This window comes from Bradyrhizobium sp. AUGA SZCCT0222, from assembly GCF_018130205.1.
Classification (GTDB): Bacteria; Pseudomonadota; Alphaproteobacteria; order Rhizobiales; family Xanthobacteraceae; genus Bradyrhizobium.
On the sequence record NZ_JAFCLX010000041.1, the window covers coordinates 24,992 to 41,290 of the forward strand.

At 62.1% G+C, this 16,299-nt stretch carries 9 protein-coding genes; 3 read left to right on the top strand and 6 right to left on the bottom strand.

The window, feature by feature from the left end; translation table 11 throughout:
• Positions 1–4: 4 nt before the first annotated feature.
• The 4 genes from JQ629_RS28040 to JQ629_RS28055 all read right to left on the bottom strand — a co-directional run bounded on the left by JQ629_RS28040 (position 5) and on the right by JQ629_RS28055 (position 4,733).
• Positions 5–1,078, bottom strand: a complete 1,074-nt coding sequence (locus JQ629_RS28040) for an ABC transporter ATP-binding protein (protein WP_212415364.1) — start codon at positions 1,076–1,078, stop codon at positions 5–7.
• Between the two features lie 4 nt (positions 1,079–1,082).
• Positions 1,083–1,970, bottom strand: a complete 888-nt coding sequence (locus JQ629_RS28045; protein ID WP_212267992.1) for an ABC transporter permease — start codon at positions 1,968–1,970, stop codon at positions 1,083–1,085.
• A 2-nt stretch (positions 1,971–1,972) separates the two neighbouring features.
• Positions 1,973–2,926: an ABC transporter permease gene (locus tag JQ629_RS28050; RefSeq protein WP_192737023.1), complete on the bottom strand. Its 954-nt coding sequence runs from the start codon at positions 2,924–2,926 to the stop codon at positions 1,973–1,975.
• A 196-nt stretch (positions 2,927–3,122) separates the two neighbouring features.
• A complete protein-coding gene (locus JQ629_RS28055) occupies positions 3,123–4,733 on the bottom strand; it encodes an ABC transporter substrate-binding protein (protein ID WP_249135322.1) in 1,611 nt (536 codons plus the stop codon).
• A 257-nt stretch (positions 4,734–4,990) separates the two neighbouring features.
• Here JQ629_RS28055 and JQ629_RS28060 point away from each other — a divergent pair, with 257 nt between their 5' ends.
• On the top strand, positions 4,991–6,598 hold the full coding sequence (locus JQ629_RS28060) for an ABC transporter substrate-binding protein (protein WP_212415366.1): 1,608 nt from the start codon (positions 4,991–4,993) through the stop codon (positions 6,596–6,598).
• A 135-nt stretch (positions 6,599–6,733) separates the two neighbouring features.
• On the opposite strand, the gene JQ629_RS28065 is transcribed toward JQ629_RS28060, so the two are convergent.
• A complete protein-coding gene (locus JQ629_RS28065; RefSeq protein ID WP_212415367.1) occupies positions 6,734–8,962 on the bottom strand; it encodes a CHASE2 domain-containing protein in 2,229 nt (742 codons plus the stop codon).
• Between the two features lie 296 nt (positions 8,963–9,258).
• Between JQ629_RS28065 and JQ629_RS28070 the strand changes: the two genes are divergently transcribed.
• Positions 9,259–9,432 carry a hypothetical protein gene (locus tag JQ629_RS28070; protein ID WP_212415368.1) on the top strand — a complete coding sequence of 58 codons (174 nt, stop codon included), beginning with the start codon at positions 9,259–9,261 and terminating at the stop codon, positions 9,430–9,432.
• A 31-nt stretch (positions 9,433–9,463) separates the two neighbouring features.
• Here the strand turns inward: JQ629_RS28070 and JQ629_RS28075 are convergent, their stop codons facing one another.
• Positions 9,464–14,521 carry a VCBS domain-containing protein gene (locus JQ629_RS28075; protein WP_212415369.1) on the bottom strand — a complete coding sequence of 1,686 codons (5,058 nt, stop codon included), beginning with the start codon at positions 14,519–14,521 and terminating at the stop codon, positions 9,464–9,466.
• Between the two features lie 619 nt (positions 14,522–15,140).
• On the opposite strand from JQ629_RS28075, the gene JQ629_RS28080 reads away from it, so the two are divergent.
• Positions 15,141–15,959 carry a transglutaminase-like cysteine peptidase gene (locus tag JQ629_RS28080; protein WP_212415370.1) on the top strand — a complete coding sequence of 273 codons (819 nt, stop codon included), beginning with the start codon at positions 15,141–15,143 and terminating at the stop codon, positions 15,957–15,959.
• The last annotated feature ends 340 nt before the right edge of the window (positions 15,960–16,299 follow it).

Consider the following 16,299-nt stretch of genomic DNA (forward strand, 5'->3'; position numbering starts at 1 on the left):
TCCCTTATGCGTTTTTCTTGGTCGTTTCTTTGGCTGGTGCGCGGCTGTGCCCTGATCCCGGAATGGCCATGTAACACGCCGCCTGGTGACCCATTGTATCGAGGTCGCTGAGTTTTGGCGTCGCATTTGAGCAGAGCGGCTCCGCATATGGACAACGGGTGTGAAACCGGCAGCCCGGCGGCGGATCGATCGGATTGGGCGGATCGCCCGTGATCGGCGGCGTCTGGGTGCGGTTGTCAGGATCGGCCGACGGCATCGCCGCCAGCAGCGCCCGCGTATAGGGATGCGCCGGCTCGTCCCAGACCTTGTCGACCGGACCGAGCTCGACGACCTCGCCGAGATACATCACCAGCACGCGATCACTGATGTAGCGCACCACGTTGAGATCGTGGCTGATGAAGAGGTAGGTGAGCCCGAACTCGCGCTTGAGATCGGCCAGCAGATTGAGCACCTGGGCTTCAACCGATTTGTCGAGCGCCGATACCGCCTCGTCGAGGATCACCAGCCGCGGCGACAGCGCCAGCGCGCGCGCGATGTTGACGCGCTGGCGCTGGCCGCCGGATATCTCGTGCGGATAGCGGTTGGCGAAGGTCTCGGGCCGCAAGCCGACCTTGCCGAGCAGTTCACGCGCCAGCGCCCGCGCGGCGGCATCCGCCATGCCGTGTACCTTCGGGCCGAACGCGATCGAATCCTCGATGGTGAGGCGCGGGTTGAGCGAGGCGTAGCTGTCCTGAAACACCATCTGCATGCCGCGGCGCAGCTCACGTAATGAGAGTGCGCGGCCGACCTGCATGCCGTCATAGATGATATCGCCGGCGTCTGACTTCATCAGATGCATCAGAAGCCGCGCGGTGGTCGACTTGCCGCAGCCGGATTCGCCGACGATCCCGACGGTTTCACCCTTGGCGATCGAAAACGAGACGTCGTCGACCGCGCGGACGGTCTTGCGCGCGCTGAACAGATCACCGCGCACCGGGAAATGCTTGGTCAGGCCGTTGACCTGCAACAGCGGCTGCGCGGCGCCGCCGACATCCTCGATCTTTTCCAGCAGTTCGACCGACGGGCTGCTCTCGTTCATCGCGTCAGTTCCTGATGTCCATGGCGCTGCGCATACCGTCGCTGAGCAGATTGAAACAGATCGACACCGCAAAGATCATGGCGCCGGGCAACGCCGCGACCCACGGATTGACATAGATCGCGGTGCGCAGCGTGTTGAGCATCAACCCCCATTCCGGCTCCGGCGGTTTTGTACCCAGACCGAGGAACGAAAGGCCGGCGGCGAGGATCATCGAGACCGAGATCAAGCCGGTGGCGTAGACAAAGATCGGGCCCAGTACGTTGCCGAGCATGTGCACGCGCATAATGGTGAAGGGCCCGGCGCCGGAAGCGCGCGCGGCCTCGACGAAATCCATGTTGCGCACCCCGGTCGTGACGCTCTCGGCGACGCGGGTGATCTGCGGCACGAACACGATGGTCAGCGAGACGATGGAGTTGACGATGCCGGCGCCGAGCGCGCCCGAAATCGCAATCGCCAGCAGCACCGACGGGAATGCATAGAACACGTCCACGGTGCGCATGATCGCGGTGTTGAGCTTGCCGCCGACGTAACCGGCGACAAGACCAAGCGATGTGCCAATCATGAAGGCGAGGATCACGGGCAGAATGCCGATGAGCAGCGACAGTCGGCCGCCATAGACCAGCCGCGCCAGCATGTCGCGGCCGAGCTCATCGGTGCCGAGCGGATAGTTCGGCGTGCCGATATGGCGAAGCCGGCGGATCATCGAGCCCTGATAGGGATCGGCCAAACCGAGCCACGGCGCCAGCAGCGCGGACAGGAAGATCAGCACCAGAATGAAGGCGCAGACCATGCTGACCTTGTCGCGCCGGATGCGGCGGCCGACGGTGGCCCAATAGCCCCGCGCCTGGGTGGCCGGTGCCGCCTGCAGGGCGGTATCTGTGATCGCGCTCATGCTCAGCTCCGCTTGATGCGCGGATCGATCGACGCTTGCGCGATATCGACCAGGAGGTTGAGGGCCACGAAGAACAGCGCCAGCACCAGGATCGTGCCCTGCAGCAGCGGCAGGTCGCGCTGGAAGATCGCCGAATTCAGCAGCAGCCCCGAACCCGGCCATGAGAATACGGTTTCGATCAGGATCGAGCCGCCGAGCATATAGCCGAGCTGAAGGCCCATCACCGCGAGCGCGGTCGGCGCGGCGTTCTTGATGACATGGCGGAACACATCGGTCTCGCGCAGGCCTTTTGCGCGCAGCGCCTCGACGAAATCCTGGCTCAGGATGTCACCGGTCAAAGCGCGCACCGTTCGGGTGACGATGCCCATTGGAATGACGGATGTCGTGATCGCGGGCAGGATCAGATATTTCATGTGCTCCCAATCCCAGCCCCAGGCGCCCGAGCCGCCGGGACCGGCGCCGACCGCGGGCAGCCAGTTGAGCTGCACCGAGAAAATGATGACCAGCACCATGCCGAGCCAGTAATGCGGCACGGAAACGCCGGCGATCGCGATCGAGGTCGCGACCTTGTCGATCCAGGTGTCGCGGAAATAGCCGGCAATCAGGCCGAAAAACAAACCCAGTGTGAAGCCGATCGACGCGGCCGCAATCGCCAGCGTCACGGTGTTGCCGACCGCGCGCAGCACCTCTGATAGCACCGGACGGCCCGTGGCAATCGAATTGCCGAGATCACCGTGCAGCGCACGCCACAGCCAGAGCCCGAACTGGACCGGCAGCGGGCGGTCGAAGCCATAGGCCGTGCGCAATTGCGCCGCGAGTTCCTGGCTGGCGTCCGCCGGCAGCACCGCCACCAGGGGATCGCCCGGCGTGATGTGGACCAGCAGGAAGCACACCAACGCCACGCTGGCCACGATCGGGATCACATAGACGATACGGCGGGCGATATAGACGAGCACGAGACATTCTTTCTTGCTTCTCCCCTTGTGGGAGAAGGTGGCGCGCGCAGCGCGCCGGATGAGGGGTTCAATCCGCAGAAGCGGTCATTGCGAATGAGAGAGGGGTATCCGCGGAGAGAACCCCTCACCCGTCTTCGCTTCGCGAAGCCACCCTCTCCCACAAGGGGAGAGGGAAGCACACGCGAAGTATTACGCCTTACGGCGCGATCGTCACCGGCGAGAAGTCGACGAACCAGCTCTTCGGCTGCACGAAGCCTTTCACCTTCGGGCTCATGGCGCGCGGAGACACGTCATGGGCGACATAGAGGAAGGCGGCATCGTCGACCGAGGCCGCATGCAGTTCGGCCAGCGCCGCATCGCGCGCCGCGGGGTCGAAGGTCTGGCGTGCCTTGGTCACCAGCTCATCGAATTTGGGATTGTTGATGTAGCCCCAATTGTTCGACACCGGAGGTGCCATCGACGACTGCAGGAAGCGCACCAGCGCGAAGAACGGATCCATCGCCGCATAGGTCACGTTGGTGGCGTTGGCGTTGTTGGCGGACGCGTCCTTGGCGCCGCGGCGCCAGTTGGTGAACAGCGTATTCCATTCGATCACGTCGAGCTGGACGTCGAAGTAACATTCAGCCAGCGCCTGCTGCAGATATTCGTTCATCGGCAGCGGTTGCATCTGGCCGGAGCCGGACGCCGAGGTCTGGGTCTTGACCGTCAGCTTCTTCGACGGACCGTAACCGGCTTCCTGCATCAGCTTTTGCGCCGCCTTCAGGTCATACTTGATCTCGAAGGTCGGCTTGCCGCGCCAGGGATGACCGGCCTCGAACGTGCCGGTCGCCGGCACCATCAGGCCGGCGAGCAACCCCTCCTTGAGACCTTCGCGATCGATGCAGAGATTGGCGGCCTTGCGAACGCGAATGTCGTTCCAGGGCGAGCCTTCAATGCGCGAGAACTGCCAGGGCCAGACATGCGGCGATTCGTTGGCCTGCAGGGAGAAGCCGCGTGCCTTGATTTCCTTGACCGCATCGGGCGCGGGCGCCTCGACCCAGTCGACCTGACCGGAGAGCAACGCCGCGGTGCGGGCATTGGCTTCCGGCATCGGCAGCAGCACCATCTTGTCGACCTTGGGCACGCGCGCCTTGTCCCAATAGCCCTCGTTCTTGACGAGTTCGAGCCGCTCGCGCGGCGTGAACTTCGACATCTTCCACGGGCCGGTGCCCGAAGCCTCGCGGGCGAACGCCGCCCAGGCGGCCTGCGATTTCGCCTTGGCATCCGCGCCCTCAGCCGACTCGAACAGTTTTTGCCATTTCGAGGGGCTCGCCATGAACAGATTGGTCAGGTTGATCGGCAGGAAGCTGTCGGGCTCCTTGGTGGTCAACTCCACGGTCAGATCGTCGATTTTCTTCGCGGAGGCCAGCGTCGGCATGCGCGAAGCGGTGACGCCGACCTGGCTGGCGTCGAAATGCGGCGCATCCTGCTTCAGCACCTTCTCGACATTCCACACCACAGCGTCGGCATTGAACGGCGAGCCGTCGTGGAAGGTGACGCCGGGACGCAGCTTGAAGGTCCACTTCTTCTTGTCGGCATCATCGACCTTCCATTCGGTCGAAAGCCCCGGGATCATCACGCTCGCCTTGCTGGCCGAGGAGAGGTCCCACATGGTCAGCGCGTCATACATCGTGAGGCCGGTGAAACGGTTGCCCTCAAAGCCCTGGTCCGGCTGACCCAACGTGCGCGGAATATCGGCAGCCGTCATGCCGATGCGCAGCACGGTTTCGGCGCTGGCGGCCAGCGGCAACCCCGCCGCCATTGCCATCGCCAGCGCGACCGCCGTCGCGGTCTTCTTTGATTTCTCGTTACGCATATGCAGCAATCCCTTCTCTACTTCAGGTGACTATTTCTTATGCAAAGTTATGCAACGCCTGTGCCAAAAGAGATAGTTCTTCGCGAAATAGCCATGTGACATATGGTTTCTTCCCGCTCCGCACGAAGAAAAGCCAGTGATGCCTATTCTGGCATCAAGCTTGCAAGTTGGCATTAGGTATTCAGCATACTGCCAACGGAGTTTAGTTCATGCGCACCCGCAATTCGATGCTACTCGTCGCCGCTATGGCGTTCGCCATCGGCGCCCTGCCGGCCACGCCGGTGCGGGCCGAATCCGTGGTGCGCTACGGAATTTCGATGGCCGATATTCCCCTGACCACGGGTCAGCCGGACCGCGGCGCCGGCGCCTATCAGTTCAGCGCCTACACGATCTACGATCCGCTGGTGGCCTGGGAAATGGACGTGGCTGACCGGCCCGGCAAGCTGGTGCCGGGGCTCGCGACTGAATGGAAGGTCGACGACAAGGACAAGACCAAATGGCGTTTCAGTCTGCGCAAGGACGTCAAATTCCATGACGGCAGCACGTTCAACGCCGACGCGGTGATCTGGAATCTCGACAAGGTGCTGAACGAGAAGGCACCGCAATTCGACAAGCGCCAGAGCGCGCAGGTGAAGACCCGCCTGCCCTCGGTCGCCAGCTACGCCAAGATCGACGACGAAACCATCGAGATCACCACCAAGGCGGTGGATTCGTTCTTCCCCTACCAGATGCTCTGGTTCCTGGTCTCGAGCCCCGCGCAATATGAAAAGCTCGGCAAGGACTGGGACAAATTCGCCAGCCAGCCTTCCGGCACCGGGCCGTTCAAGCTGACAAAGCTGGTGCCGCGCGAACTCGCCGAACTCACCAAGAACGCGGATTACTGGAACAAGAAGCGGATTCCGAAGGCCGACAAGATCGTCCTGATTCCGATGCCGGAAGCGCTGACGCGCACCAATGCGCTGCTCGCCGGCCAAGTCGATCTGATCGAAACGCCGGCCCCCGATGCGGTGCCGCAGCTGAAATCCGCAGGGATGCGCATCGTCGACAACATCACGCCGCATGTCTGGAATTATCATCTCAGCGTGCTGCCGGGCTCGCCCTGGACCGACATCCGCCTGCGCAAGGCGCTCAACCTTGCGATCGACCGTGAAGGCGTCGTCGGCCTGATGAACGGCCTGGCAAAGCCCGCCAAGGGTCAGGTCGATCCGTCGAGTCCCTGGTTTGGCAAGCCCAGCTTCGAGCTTAAACATGATGTGGCGGCGGCCAAGAAACTGGTCGAGGAAGCCGGCTACTCCAGGCAGAAGCCGCTGAAGGCCACCTTCATCATCGCGCAGGGCGGCACCGGACAGATGCTGTCGCTGCCGATGAACGAATTCCTGCAGCAGAGCTTCAAGGAAATCGGCATCGAGATCGACTTCAAGGTGGTCGAGCTCGAGACACTATATACGCACTGGCGCAAGGGCGCGGCCGACGAGATGAACGCTGGCATCACCTCCAACAACATCGCCTATGTCACCTCGGATCCGCTCTACGCCATCGTGCGCTTCTTCCACTCCGGCCAGATCGCGCCTGTCGGCGTCAACTGGGGCGGCTACAAGTCACCAAAGGTCGACGCGCTGATCGACGAGGCCAAGCAGACCTTCGATGCCACCAAGCAGGACGAATTGCTGGCGCAGGCCCATGCCCAGATCGTCGACGACGCCGTGCTGGTGTGGGTGGTGCACGACACCAACCCGCATGCACTGTCGCCCAAGGTCAAGAAGTTCGTGCAGGCGCAGCACTGGTTTCAGGATCTGACGACGATCGGGCTGGAGTGAGGGTAGTTGTCGTCCCGGCGAAGGCCGGGACCCATAACCACAGGCATTCGAGGTTACGCACAAGTCGTCGAACATCGTTCTTTAAAGGATAGGCCGCGGCGTATGGGTCCCGGCTCAAGGCCGGGACGACGTAAGCTACTTCGTCAGCAGCGCAAACGCGCCGTTCCAGTCATCCGGCGGCGGCGCTTCCTGGAAGTTGAGGATTCGCTCTTCGTAGAGATTGAACAACAGCTCGAGCGAACGCACCTCGTCGGTGTGGCGGCCGCGTTCGATCGCCGCCAGCGCGCCTTGCCAGTCGCGGCCGCGATAGCAGGCCAGCATCTCGATGGTCAGGTTGCGCAAGCGCTGGAAACGGCCGGACTGCGCGGTGTCCTCCCGTCCGGCGATGGCGTAGATCACCTCTGGCTCCTTCTTGCCCTTGACCATGATGAAGTCGAGTTCGAGGATCGCGAACCTGTCCTTGACCGCGAGCGCGGTTTTCGAGCCGACGATGATCGGGAAGCCGTATTCCTTGGACTGGCCCTCCAGCCGTGAGGCCAGATTGACGCTGTCGCCGAACACCGAATAGTCGAACCGCATGTCCGATCCCATGTTGCCGACCACGCAGGTTCCGGTATTGAGTCCGACGCCGACATTGAGCGGAATGAACGGGCGGCCCTCTTCCTCGGCTTCCTCCATCCGCTCCTGATTGAGCTCGTCGACACGCTCCAGCATATCGAGCGCCGCCTCGCAGGCGTTGAGCTGGTGATCCTTGTCGTCGAGCGGCGCGTTCCAGAACGCCATGATGGCGTCGCCCATATATTTGTCGATGGTGCCCTTGCGGTGGAGGATGGCGTTGGTCAGCGGCGTCAGGAAGCGGTTCATCAGCGCGGTGAGGCCCTGTGGGTCTCGCTTGTAGGTCTCCGAGATCGAGGTGAAGCCACGCATGTCGGAGAACATGATGGTCATCTCGCGCTCCTCGCCGCCGAGCACGAGCTTTTCCGGCGACTGCGCCAGCTGGGCGACCAGCGCGGGCGACATGTACTGGGAGAACGCGTTACGGATCTGTTTGCGCTGCTTCTGCTCCCGGACAAAACTCGAGAAGATCAGCGTGAGATAGATCGACGTCGTCGATATCAAGGGATAGGTGAAATCGATCAGCAGCCGGTGCTGCGAGTAGAAATACCAGGACGTTCCGATCAGCGCGGTGGCAAACGCCGCACCGAGGGCGACCAGCGTGACCGGTCCGAACAAGGGCGCGAACGCGATCACCAATAATCCGAACAAGACCGCTGTGGCGAATTCGATCGAGATACCGAAGATCGGCTGCGAGATCACCTCCCCGGTCAGCGCGCTCTCGAGCACCTGGGCGTGGATTTCCACGCCGGGCATGGCGCGCGACACCGGCGTGGTCTTGATATCGTTGAGACCGACGGCCGAGGTGCCGATCAATACCAGTTTGCCGGCGATCTTCTCGGGCGCAACGGTCTTTTCCAGCACGTTGATCGCCGGGACATAGAGCGACGCATCATGCCGGGCGTAATGGACCCAAAGCTGCCCATTGCCGTCGGTCGGCAGCTGAAAGCCCTTGATGCCGAGGCTCTTGATGCCGGCCTTTTCGGCCTTGATCAGGATCGTGCCCGAACCGGTGGCGACGCGCAGCATCTCAAAACTCAGCGAGGGCATGGTCTGGCCCTGCGCCTGCATGATCATCGGCACCCGCCGCACGATACCGTCGCGTTCGGGCTTGATGGTGAACAGCCCGCGTCCGGCCGCTGCGTGCTCCAGCACCTTGGTGTTGCGCAGCAGGCCGGGGAATTCGAACATGAAGCGCTGCGGCTCCTCGCCGAGCATCGCAAGCCCGGTCACCGGAAGCGTCTTGTCGAGCACACCCATTTCTTCCGGCAAACCCGATTCACCCAGCACCACGCGCGAGGCGCGGATGGCATCCGCGAAAACCTGGTCGTTGCTCGGCAGCGAACGCAACCGGCTGCGGGTTTCCTCGTCGAGATTACGGTAGGTATCGGCGACGAATTCCGGGTTGAGCCGGTCGGGCTCCGAAAACACCACGTCGAAGGCAATCACGACGGCGCCGAGATTGGTCAGCTCCGTTACCAGATCCGCAAGCCGCGTCCGCGGCCACGGCCATTGTCCAAGCTTTTCCAGGCTTTTGTCGTCGATATCGACGATGGTGACCGGACGCGCGGTCTTCTTCCGCGGGTCGACGCGCTGGAAGGCGTCGAAGGTTCGAACGCGGATCTCTTCGACCGGAGCAGGGTCCCACACGCGCAGCGCGGCAAACCCGATCAGCAGCGCCACGCACGCCAGCCGGGCATAGCCAAAGCGCCGCTTGAACCACCGCCAGAATATTCTCAGCCGCTTCATGCTGCTTCGGTATCACGGGCAGGCAGATTGTTCCAACGGGTTGCGACCCGCGCCGCGGCATTATGGGACCCCGGCGCTTCCATGAGGCTGCTCGCCCGCTTTCCCGGCGGACCATGGCTGGCCAGGGTGGCATTGGGGGGACCATCGGGATTGACGAAACCGGACACTGCAGGCGGAACCCCTCGGCCGCCGTCCCGGCCTCACGATCCTGTCGCGCGCTGCTGCGGACTGATGCGCCGCTATTTTCTCGCCGGACCGACGGCAAAATATGGCCACGACCGGCGCATGCTCGGCCTATGCTGTGGCCGCTGATCCGCAACCATTGCCTGGTTCACGACAAATATTACGCCGTGCCGGACGTGCTGACGGTCAAGCTGCAGGATCCGAAAAGCAAGGTGGGCGCCGGCTATCAGAACGCGGCGACGGCGCGTGAAGAGGCTGAGCGGCTGGGGATTCCGCGGGTCTTGTAAGAGAACGTCTACCGCCGCTGGAGCGTCGCGGTCAGTTACCGATGCCGGGATGGAGGATGAAGTCGTTGGCCGTGAGGCTCGCGACTTGCTTCAGCGTGACGTTGTCATCGCCGCCGAGCCAGAGCACCATATCCGCCGGATCGTTCTGGCTTGGCGCCGCATGGTCATGGAGCCATGCATCAATCGTTTCAGGGTTGATCGTTTCGAAAAACGCCCTGAGATCGATGTGGTCCTGCCCCGGCGTGAAGTCCGTGATCGTGTCGTTGCCATCACCGACCCGGAACACGAACTGATCGGCGCCCGCGCCACCGGTCAGCGTATCCGTATTGCCTGTCGCGAAGATGACATCCTTCCCGTCCGTACCGGTCAGTTCGACATCGATTTCGCCAGTCACATTGAAGATGAAATTGACCGTGTCGGAATGGCCGAAGCCATCAGTCACGGTGAACTTGACCGAGTCATTCTGCGGCTGAGAGCCGCCGCCGGGATTGTATGTGACACCAGCAACAGCAACAGCACCAAGCGCCTCGTCGATATCCTCAAGGTCACCCGGATCGATCGACACGCTGCTGACCAGGGGCGCCCCGGTGGTCGCGGTAAAGGTGAAGGTCTCGGTCTCCGAGGCGTCGGCATCGGTGACGTAGAGTCCGGAAACCATCGTTACTCCATCGCCGAGTTCGGAGAGGGTGAACAGGTCCGTTTGGATCACGGGCGCCGCGTCGTTGGTGCCGGTGATCGTGATGGTCTCGGTCTGTGCGACCGTCGCACCCTGTGCATCGGTCACGTTGTAGGACACCACGATGGTGGTGTGCTCATCGACCGCGAGATGATCGAACGCCGGATTGGTCGGATCAACCGTGAGCGTATGGCCGTCAGCGCCGAGCGATACGCCAGCCGGCACTGTACCCGAGGCCACGCCACCATCAATCGCGTAAGTCACGCTCGCAACATATAGCGATGCAGTCTCGCCATGATCGACGTCGGATGCACCGATCAACAGGTCATGGGTGAAGGCGGCATCGCCCTCGTTGACATTATCGGACAGCGCCGCCGCAACCACCGGCGCATCGTTGGTGCCATTGATCGTGATGGTCTCGGTCTGTGCGACCGTCGCACCCTGTGCATCGGTCACGTTGTAGGACACCACGATGGTGGTGTGCTCATCGACCGCGAGATGATCGAACGCCGGATTTGCCGGATCGACCGTGAGCGTATGGCCGTCAGCGTCGAGAGAGATGCCGGCCGGCGCCGACCCGGAGGCCGCTCCGCCGTCTACCGCGTAAGTCACGTCCGCAACATAGAGCGTCGCGGTCTCGCCATGATCGACGTCGGACGCGCCGTTCAGCAGATTCCTGGTGAAGGCGGCAACGCCCTCGTTGACGCTATCGGTCAGGGCCGCCGCAACTACCGGCGCATCGTTGGTACCGGTGACGTCGATCGTCAGCGTCGCCGATGCGGTCGCGCCGTGGGCATCGCGCATCGTGTAGGTAAACACGTCGAAGGCATGCTCGCCCTGCGTCAGCGTCTGGGTCGCGGCCTTGGTGTTGTTGAGCGTGTAGGTCCAGGCACCGCTGGTGTCGATTGTCACGCTGCCGTAAGCGCCGGTGACCACGCTGGCCACGTCACCGGTCAGGGGCCCGGTCGGCGTTCCGCTGGCGACGCCCTGCACCGTCTTGCTGTCGCCGGTATCAACGTCGAGATCGTTGGCGAGCACATTGCCCGACGCGGTATCGACACCGTCAAACGCGGTATTCTCCGAGTTCACACCCTGCTCGGTCACCGGCGCACCCGAATTGACGTCGGTCGCAGCGACCGGCGCCGCATTGGCCACCGGCATATCGTTCGCGCCGGTGATATCGATCGTCAACGTCGTCGTCGACGTGCCGCCATGATTATCGGCTTCGGTATAGCTGAAGACGTCGCTGGCGTGCGCGCCTTCCGCCAGCGCGTCGGTCAGCGGATTATGGTTGTCGAGCGTGTAGGTCCACGTGCCATTGTCGTTGAGGACCAGCGACCCGTAAGTGCCGACGATGACCGTACCGACGCCGGTCGTCAGCACGCCGCTCAGCGTACCCTTGGCAACCCCGATGACGTGATGGGTATCGGAAAGGTCGACGTCGGTATCGTTGGCGAGCGCGTCGCCCGACGTGGTCGAGACGCCGGCCAGCACAGTATTGTCGCTGTCGTTGCCCGCCTCGACGATATGGCCGACGTCGGCGTCGGCAACGGCGACCGGCGTATCGTTGGCGCCGGTGACGGTGATCGTGACGGGCTGCGTCGAGGCGACATGATGCTCGTCGCTCACGGTGATGTCGTAGGTGACTGTCAGTGTTTCGCCATAGGCCAGAAAATCAAACACGCCATCGGCCGCGCTGTAGCTGAAACCGACCGAGCCGAGGCCGGTGCCCGTGCTGTCGTGTAAGGTCAGCGTCAACACGCTCGCCACCGTCAGCACGCCCTCCAGGTTACCGCTGAGAGACAACGTATGGCCGCTCGAATCGTGCCAGGCAAACGCCGGCTTTGAACCGACCGCCCCATGCGTGTCGCTCAGATCGACGTCGCGGAACGCCAGCGAGCCCCCGGCGGTGTCGGAATCAGTTGAGCCGGTTGTGTTCGTCCGCTCGGCGATCGGATGCAAGGCGGACCCGGTGGCGCCGGAAACGTCAACTGCGACTTCCGGCGCGTCGTTGCTGCCGGTGACGGTGACGGCGACATGTTCCGTCGCGATGCCGCCATGAAGGTCATCGATCTCCACCGTATAGGTGAGCGTGACCGACTCACCATCGGCGAGGTAGTCGAACAATTGATCCGACGCCGAGAACTTCCAGTTTTGCGAACCCGGCACACCGCCGGTGGTATCGCTCAATGTGCCAAGCGACAGCCAGTCCAGTTGGTCGGAATGGCCGGCGAGACCGGTCGTCACCCCTGATGCGGCGACATCGGTGATGGCGGCATCGTGCCTATCGGTCAGATCGACATCGGTGAACTGGATCGTGCCGAAGGCCTGATCCAGTGCCTGCGAATCATGGGTGTTGACGAGTTCCGCGATGGCGCCGGTCTGCAGACCGCTGGTGATCGTCGGCGTGTCGTTGGTGCCGATCACGGTGACGTCGGCGCCGTTGATCGAGATGCTGACCGGCGTGTACACCACGCCGCCATGGCCGTCGTCGACCTTGATGACGTAGTTGAGGATCAGCGTCTCGCCCTTGGCGAGGAAATCGAAGGCATGGTCGGCGATGCTGTAGGTCCAGGTCGCCGAACCGTTATGGCCGTTTCCGCCCCCCTGCACCACTTTCAAGGGAACCTTGACGGCCGCAATCGCCGCCAGTTGCGCCGGCGTCAGCGTCGCGGTGGCGTTATGCCCCTGCGCATCGAGGTATCGGAACGGCTCGTTTGTCGAGAGCGCCGCACTCACCACCGGACGGTCGGTCAAATCGGTATCGGTAAAGGTGACCGTGCCCGAGATCGTATCGATCGTGGTATTGCCGGTGCCGTCCCGCTCGATGACGGTGCCACCGCTGGTGGCAACGGTCGGCGCGTCATTGGTGCCTGATATCGTGATGGTGAAGGTCTTGAACGTGATCTCGTTGTTCGCCGCGAAATTATTGTCGACCCGCGCCAGATAGGTCAGCGTCAAGGTCTCGCCGGCAGCCAGGAAATCGAAGGCGCCGTCAGGGACGCTGTAGGTCCAGGTCGCCGTGCCGCGGTTTTTCTGGTTGGGATCCTGCACCACGCTAAGCGGCACTTCCACCGCCTTGATCGCGGCTATCTGCTCTGATGTCAGCGATGCGCTGACGTCGCTGTGCTGCGCGTTCTCATACTTGAACGAGGCAAAACTCGCCTGGGCGGTCGGCACGTCGCCCGGATTGAGGTCGGAATACGCGATCTCGCCGGTCAATTTATCTTGCGCGGCGCTGCCGGTCAGGCCTGCGCGCTCGGTGAAAGCCGCATTGGAGGTAATGACTTCAGGCGGTCCCGGAATGCGTTCGCCCGATTTGACTGATGTGTTGGTGGTCGTCGGAGTTGGCGCGGCGGCGACCGGGGTGACCGTCACTGTCACGGGGACGGTTTCGCCGCTCGCCAGTCTGACGAACACATTTTCCGGAACCGGCGAATCGGTGAACCGGTGCAGTTGCTGAGGATTGTTCAGGTCGGTGAATTTCAGCTGGAAGACATCGGAGATGATCTTCTGCGCATCGGGCGACAGCTGCACGGAGGAGAGAAAATTGACCGTGCCCTGGCCGCTGACGATGGTCTGCGTTCCGGCCTGATTGACGGTCGCGATCGGCGTCATCGTGGTCTTGTCGAACAGGATGTAGGAGCCGGTGGTGCCGTCGGGCTCGACCAGCACCTGGAATTTCGCCGGCGGCGCGCCGCCTTGCCCCGGCACGGCGAAATCGATTTCGACCAAGACCGCGGTGCCGCGGATACCCATGGTCGCAACCGGCGTGTCGACCTTCATGTCGCCCTTCTTGGCGGTCGCGCCGGCGACGAACGATATGGTGCCCTGCACCAGGCTGATCAGCGACGAATTGTTCGACCCGTTCGGGTCGTAGATCATTTCGTTCAGCACCATCCTGGCGTTCGATGCGAGACCGAACACGCTGCCGTCGATGAAGGTGATGCCGAGCGTCGAATCGGAACCGGACTGGACCACGTCGCCTTTGTTGACGTTGTCGCCATTGTTCAGAATGATCGAAACGCCGTTGCGGATCGCTGTCGCGGTGCCGACCAGCTTGGTGACATGGCCGATGACCTGGGCCACGCTCGGGCTGCCGTCGGCCTGCGCCAGCTGGGTGTGACCGGTCAGCGCGTTGACAATATTGCCGGTCAGATGGGCGCCATCGGGTGATGCCAGGGCTGCGCGCTTCTCGCCCTTGAAATAGTCATGCAGCACCAACTCGCGGCCGCCGCCTGATAGAACGAGGTCGACACCCGCGCGCTTGAAATCGCCGGTGAAGAGCAAATGGGCGTCTGGAACGATAATGGCGCCCGACGGCGCATGCGTGGAAACACTGTCGACCTGGAGGTGCCCACCCGGGTGAGCGCCGTGGCCGTCAGGCAGCACGTCGGTAAATTTACCGGCCAAAGTCAAATGAGCCCCGCCGCCGCTAAGGTTAATACAAATACAATATTCAAAGGTCTAAGCTTGCATATCACGGATGGTCTCCTACGGAACCATCCATTTTTTGTGCAGATTGCTTAGGTTAGAGCCGTTTTCTAGATCAGTCTTCTCGATTTTTCTCAAGCACATCTAGTACTCCTCTGCCATACACAGAGGAATACATGGATAAGCTTGAGCACTAGGGAGATTAGTTGAGATATTCGCAGCAAAACAACTGCGGTCTATACTTACCAATTCGATTCCCCCGTATAACCCCGGTATATGATGCGATTTACCAAGTCAAAACTGTGACTTGGCTTACAACTCACGCGAATCTGACCAGATTAGTCATATTAACCTGAAAACAACGATAACGCACGGTTAAGCGCCATCCCATGGATGGGGCAGTCACGGCTCCGCAAAGGTTCGATAAAATTTTCGGGAAACCGGCGAGACAAATTTTAAGCTGTTTCGCGCTTTCCGGCCTGATATCGCGGGTTTTAAGCAGATCAAAAGCCGACCTACCCACTATGCCCCCAGCGAAATGATCCGGTCACGAGTAGGTTAACGAGCCTGCCGATAATGCCCGGACTAGGGGTGTCAGATGGCGATCTCAAATTATCCGCGTGCGTTGCGCGCAGCCTTCCTCGCGTGCGGCCTGTCCATAAGCGGCTTGGCCTGGTTCGGACCGGCGGCCGCCGGAACGCTGCTGTCACCTGGCGCTGCGGTCCTGGTCAAGAAATCCAGCCAGCCGTTCGGGCAGCCCACCGCGATGCTTCTCGACGGCGGATTGCACGAGAAATGGCAAAGTGTGCAGCGCCGCCTCGACGATGAAATGGTGCAGCTTGCGCTGTGCGAGGGCGACCGCGAAGGCTGCGTCTCGCCGGCCGCGCTGCAATTTCTCGCCATCATCGATGCCGCCAAGCTCCGCGAGGGCCGCGCCCGACTCGGCGAGATCAACCGCGCCGTCAACCTTGCGGTGCGGCCGATGAGCGACCTCGCACAATATGGCCAGCTCGACGTCTGGGCCTCGCCGCTTGCGACGCTGACGCGGGGCGGCGACTGCGAGGATTACGCCATTGCGAAATTCGTGGCGTTGCGCCGGGCCGGCATTGCGCCCGACGATCTGCGGATCGTGATCATGCGCGACACCGTCCGCGGCGAGGATCACGCGGTTGCCGCCGCGCGGCTCGACGGGCACTGGCTGACGCTCGATAACCGCCGCATGGCGATGGTTGAGGATTCCGACATCCGCAATTACCGGCCCACCTTCGTGATCGATCAGCACAGCGTCATGCGATACACCGATGCGCCCCTGCTCACCGCCGCATCCGGCAATCCCGAAGCGCCGGTCGTCATCAGCGCGCTGGCAGCGCCCGGCGTTGTCACGCCCGCCAATCAGGCTCCGACGAAAGCCGATTGACAGCAATCCTGCCGCAATTTCATCCGCGGCGACGATGGAGCAACTGCGTGCTGCATCACGCCCTCGCTGCAGCGGACCGGACGGGACGTCGCGCGATCCATGATCGCGCATCTGGGATATCGGATACAAGGCATCCCGCAATTTTCATTGCACGATCAGATTCAGTGTAAGTCATCAAGCCATGCTGCAGTGCAGCCGGAACGTATGTTCATTCCGTTTGGCAAAAACATGACGAGACAAATTTTCTCTTTTTCTTTTCGCACTCGCGTTTGATTGACGCCGTCATTCCCACCGGCATACCATTCCGACAGATCCGCTAGAGATCATTGGAGGGGACTAG

Bases quoted from the DNA above. Each gene is read 5' to 3' on its own strand.
- JQ629_RS28040 (WP_212415364.1), bottom strand. From the start codon at position 1,078: ATGAACGAGAGCAGCCCGTCGGTCGAACTGCTGGAAAAGATCGAGGAT.
- JQ629_RS28045 (WP_212267992.1), bottom strand. From the start codon at position 1,970: ATGAGCGCGATCACAGATACCGCCCTGCAGGCGGCACCGGCCACCCAG.
- JQ629_RS28055 (WP_249135322.1), bottom strand. From the start codon at position 4,733: ATGGCAATGGCGGCGGGGTTGCCGCTGGCCGCCAGCGCCGAAACCGTG.
- JQ629_RS28060 (WP_212415366.1), top strand. From the start codon at position 4,991: ATGCGCACCCGCAATTCGATGCTACTCGTCGCCGCTATGGCGTTCGCC.
- JQ629_RS28065 (WP_212415367.1), bottom strand. From the start codon at position 8,962: ATGAAGCGGCTGAGAATATTCTGGCGGTGGTTCAAGCGGCGCTTTGGC.
- JQ629_RS28070 (WP_212415368.1), top strand. From the start codon at position 9,259: ATGCTGTGGCCGCTGATCCGCAACCATTGCCTGGTTCACGACAAATAT.
- JQ629_RS28080 (WP_212415370.1), top strand. From the start codon at position 15,141: ATGGCGATCTCAAATTATCCGCGTGCGTTGCGCGCAGCCTTCCTCGCG.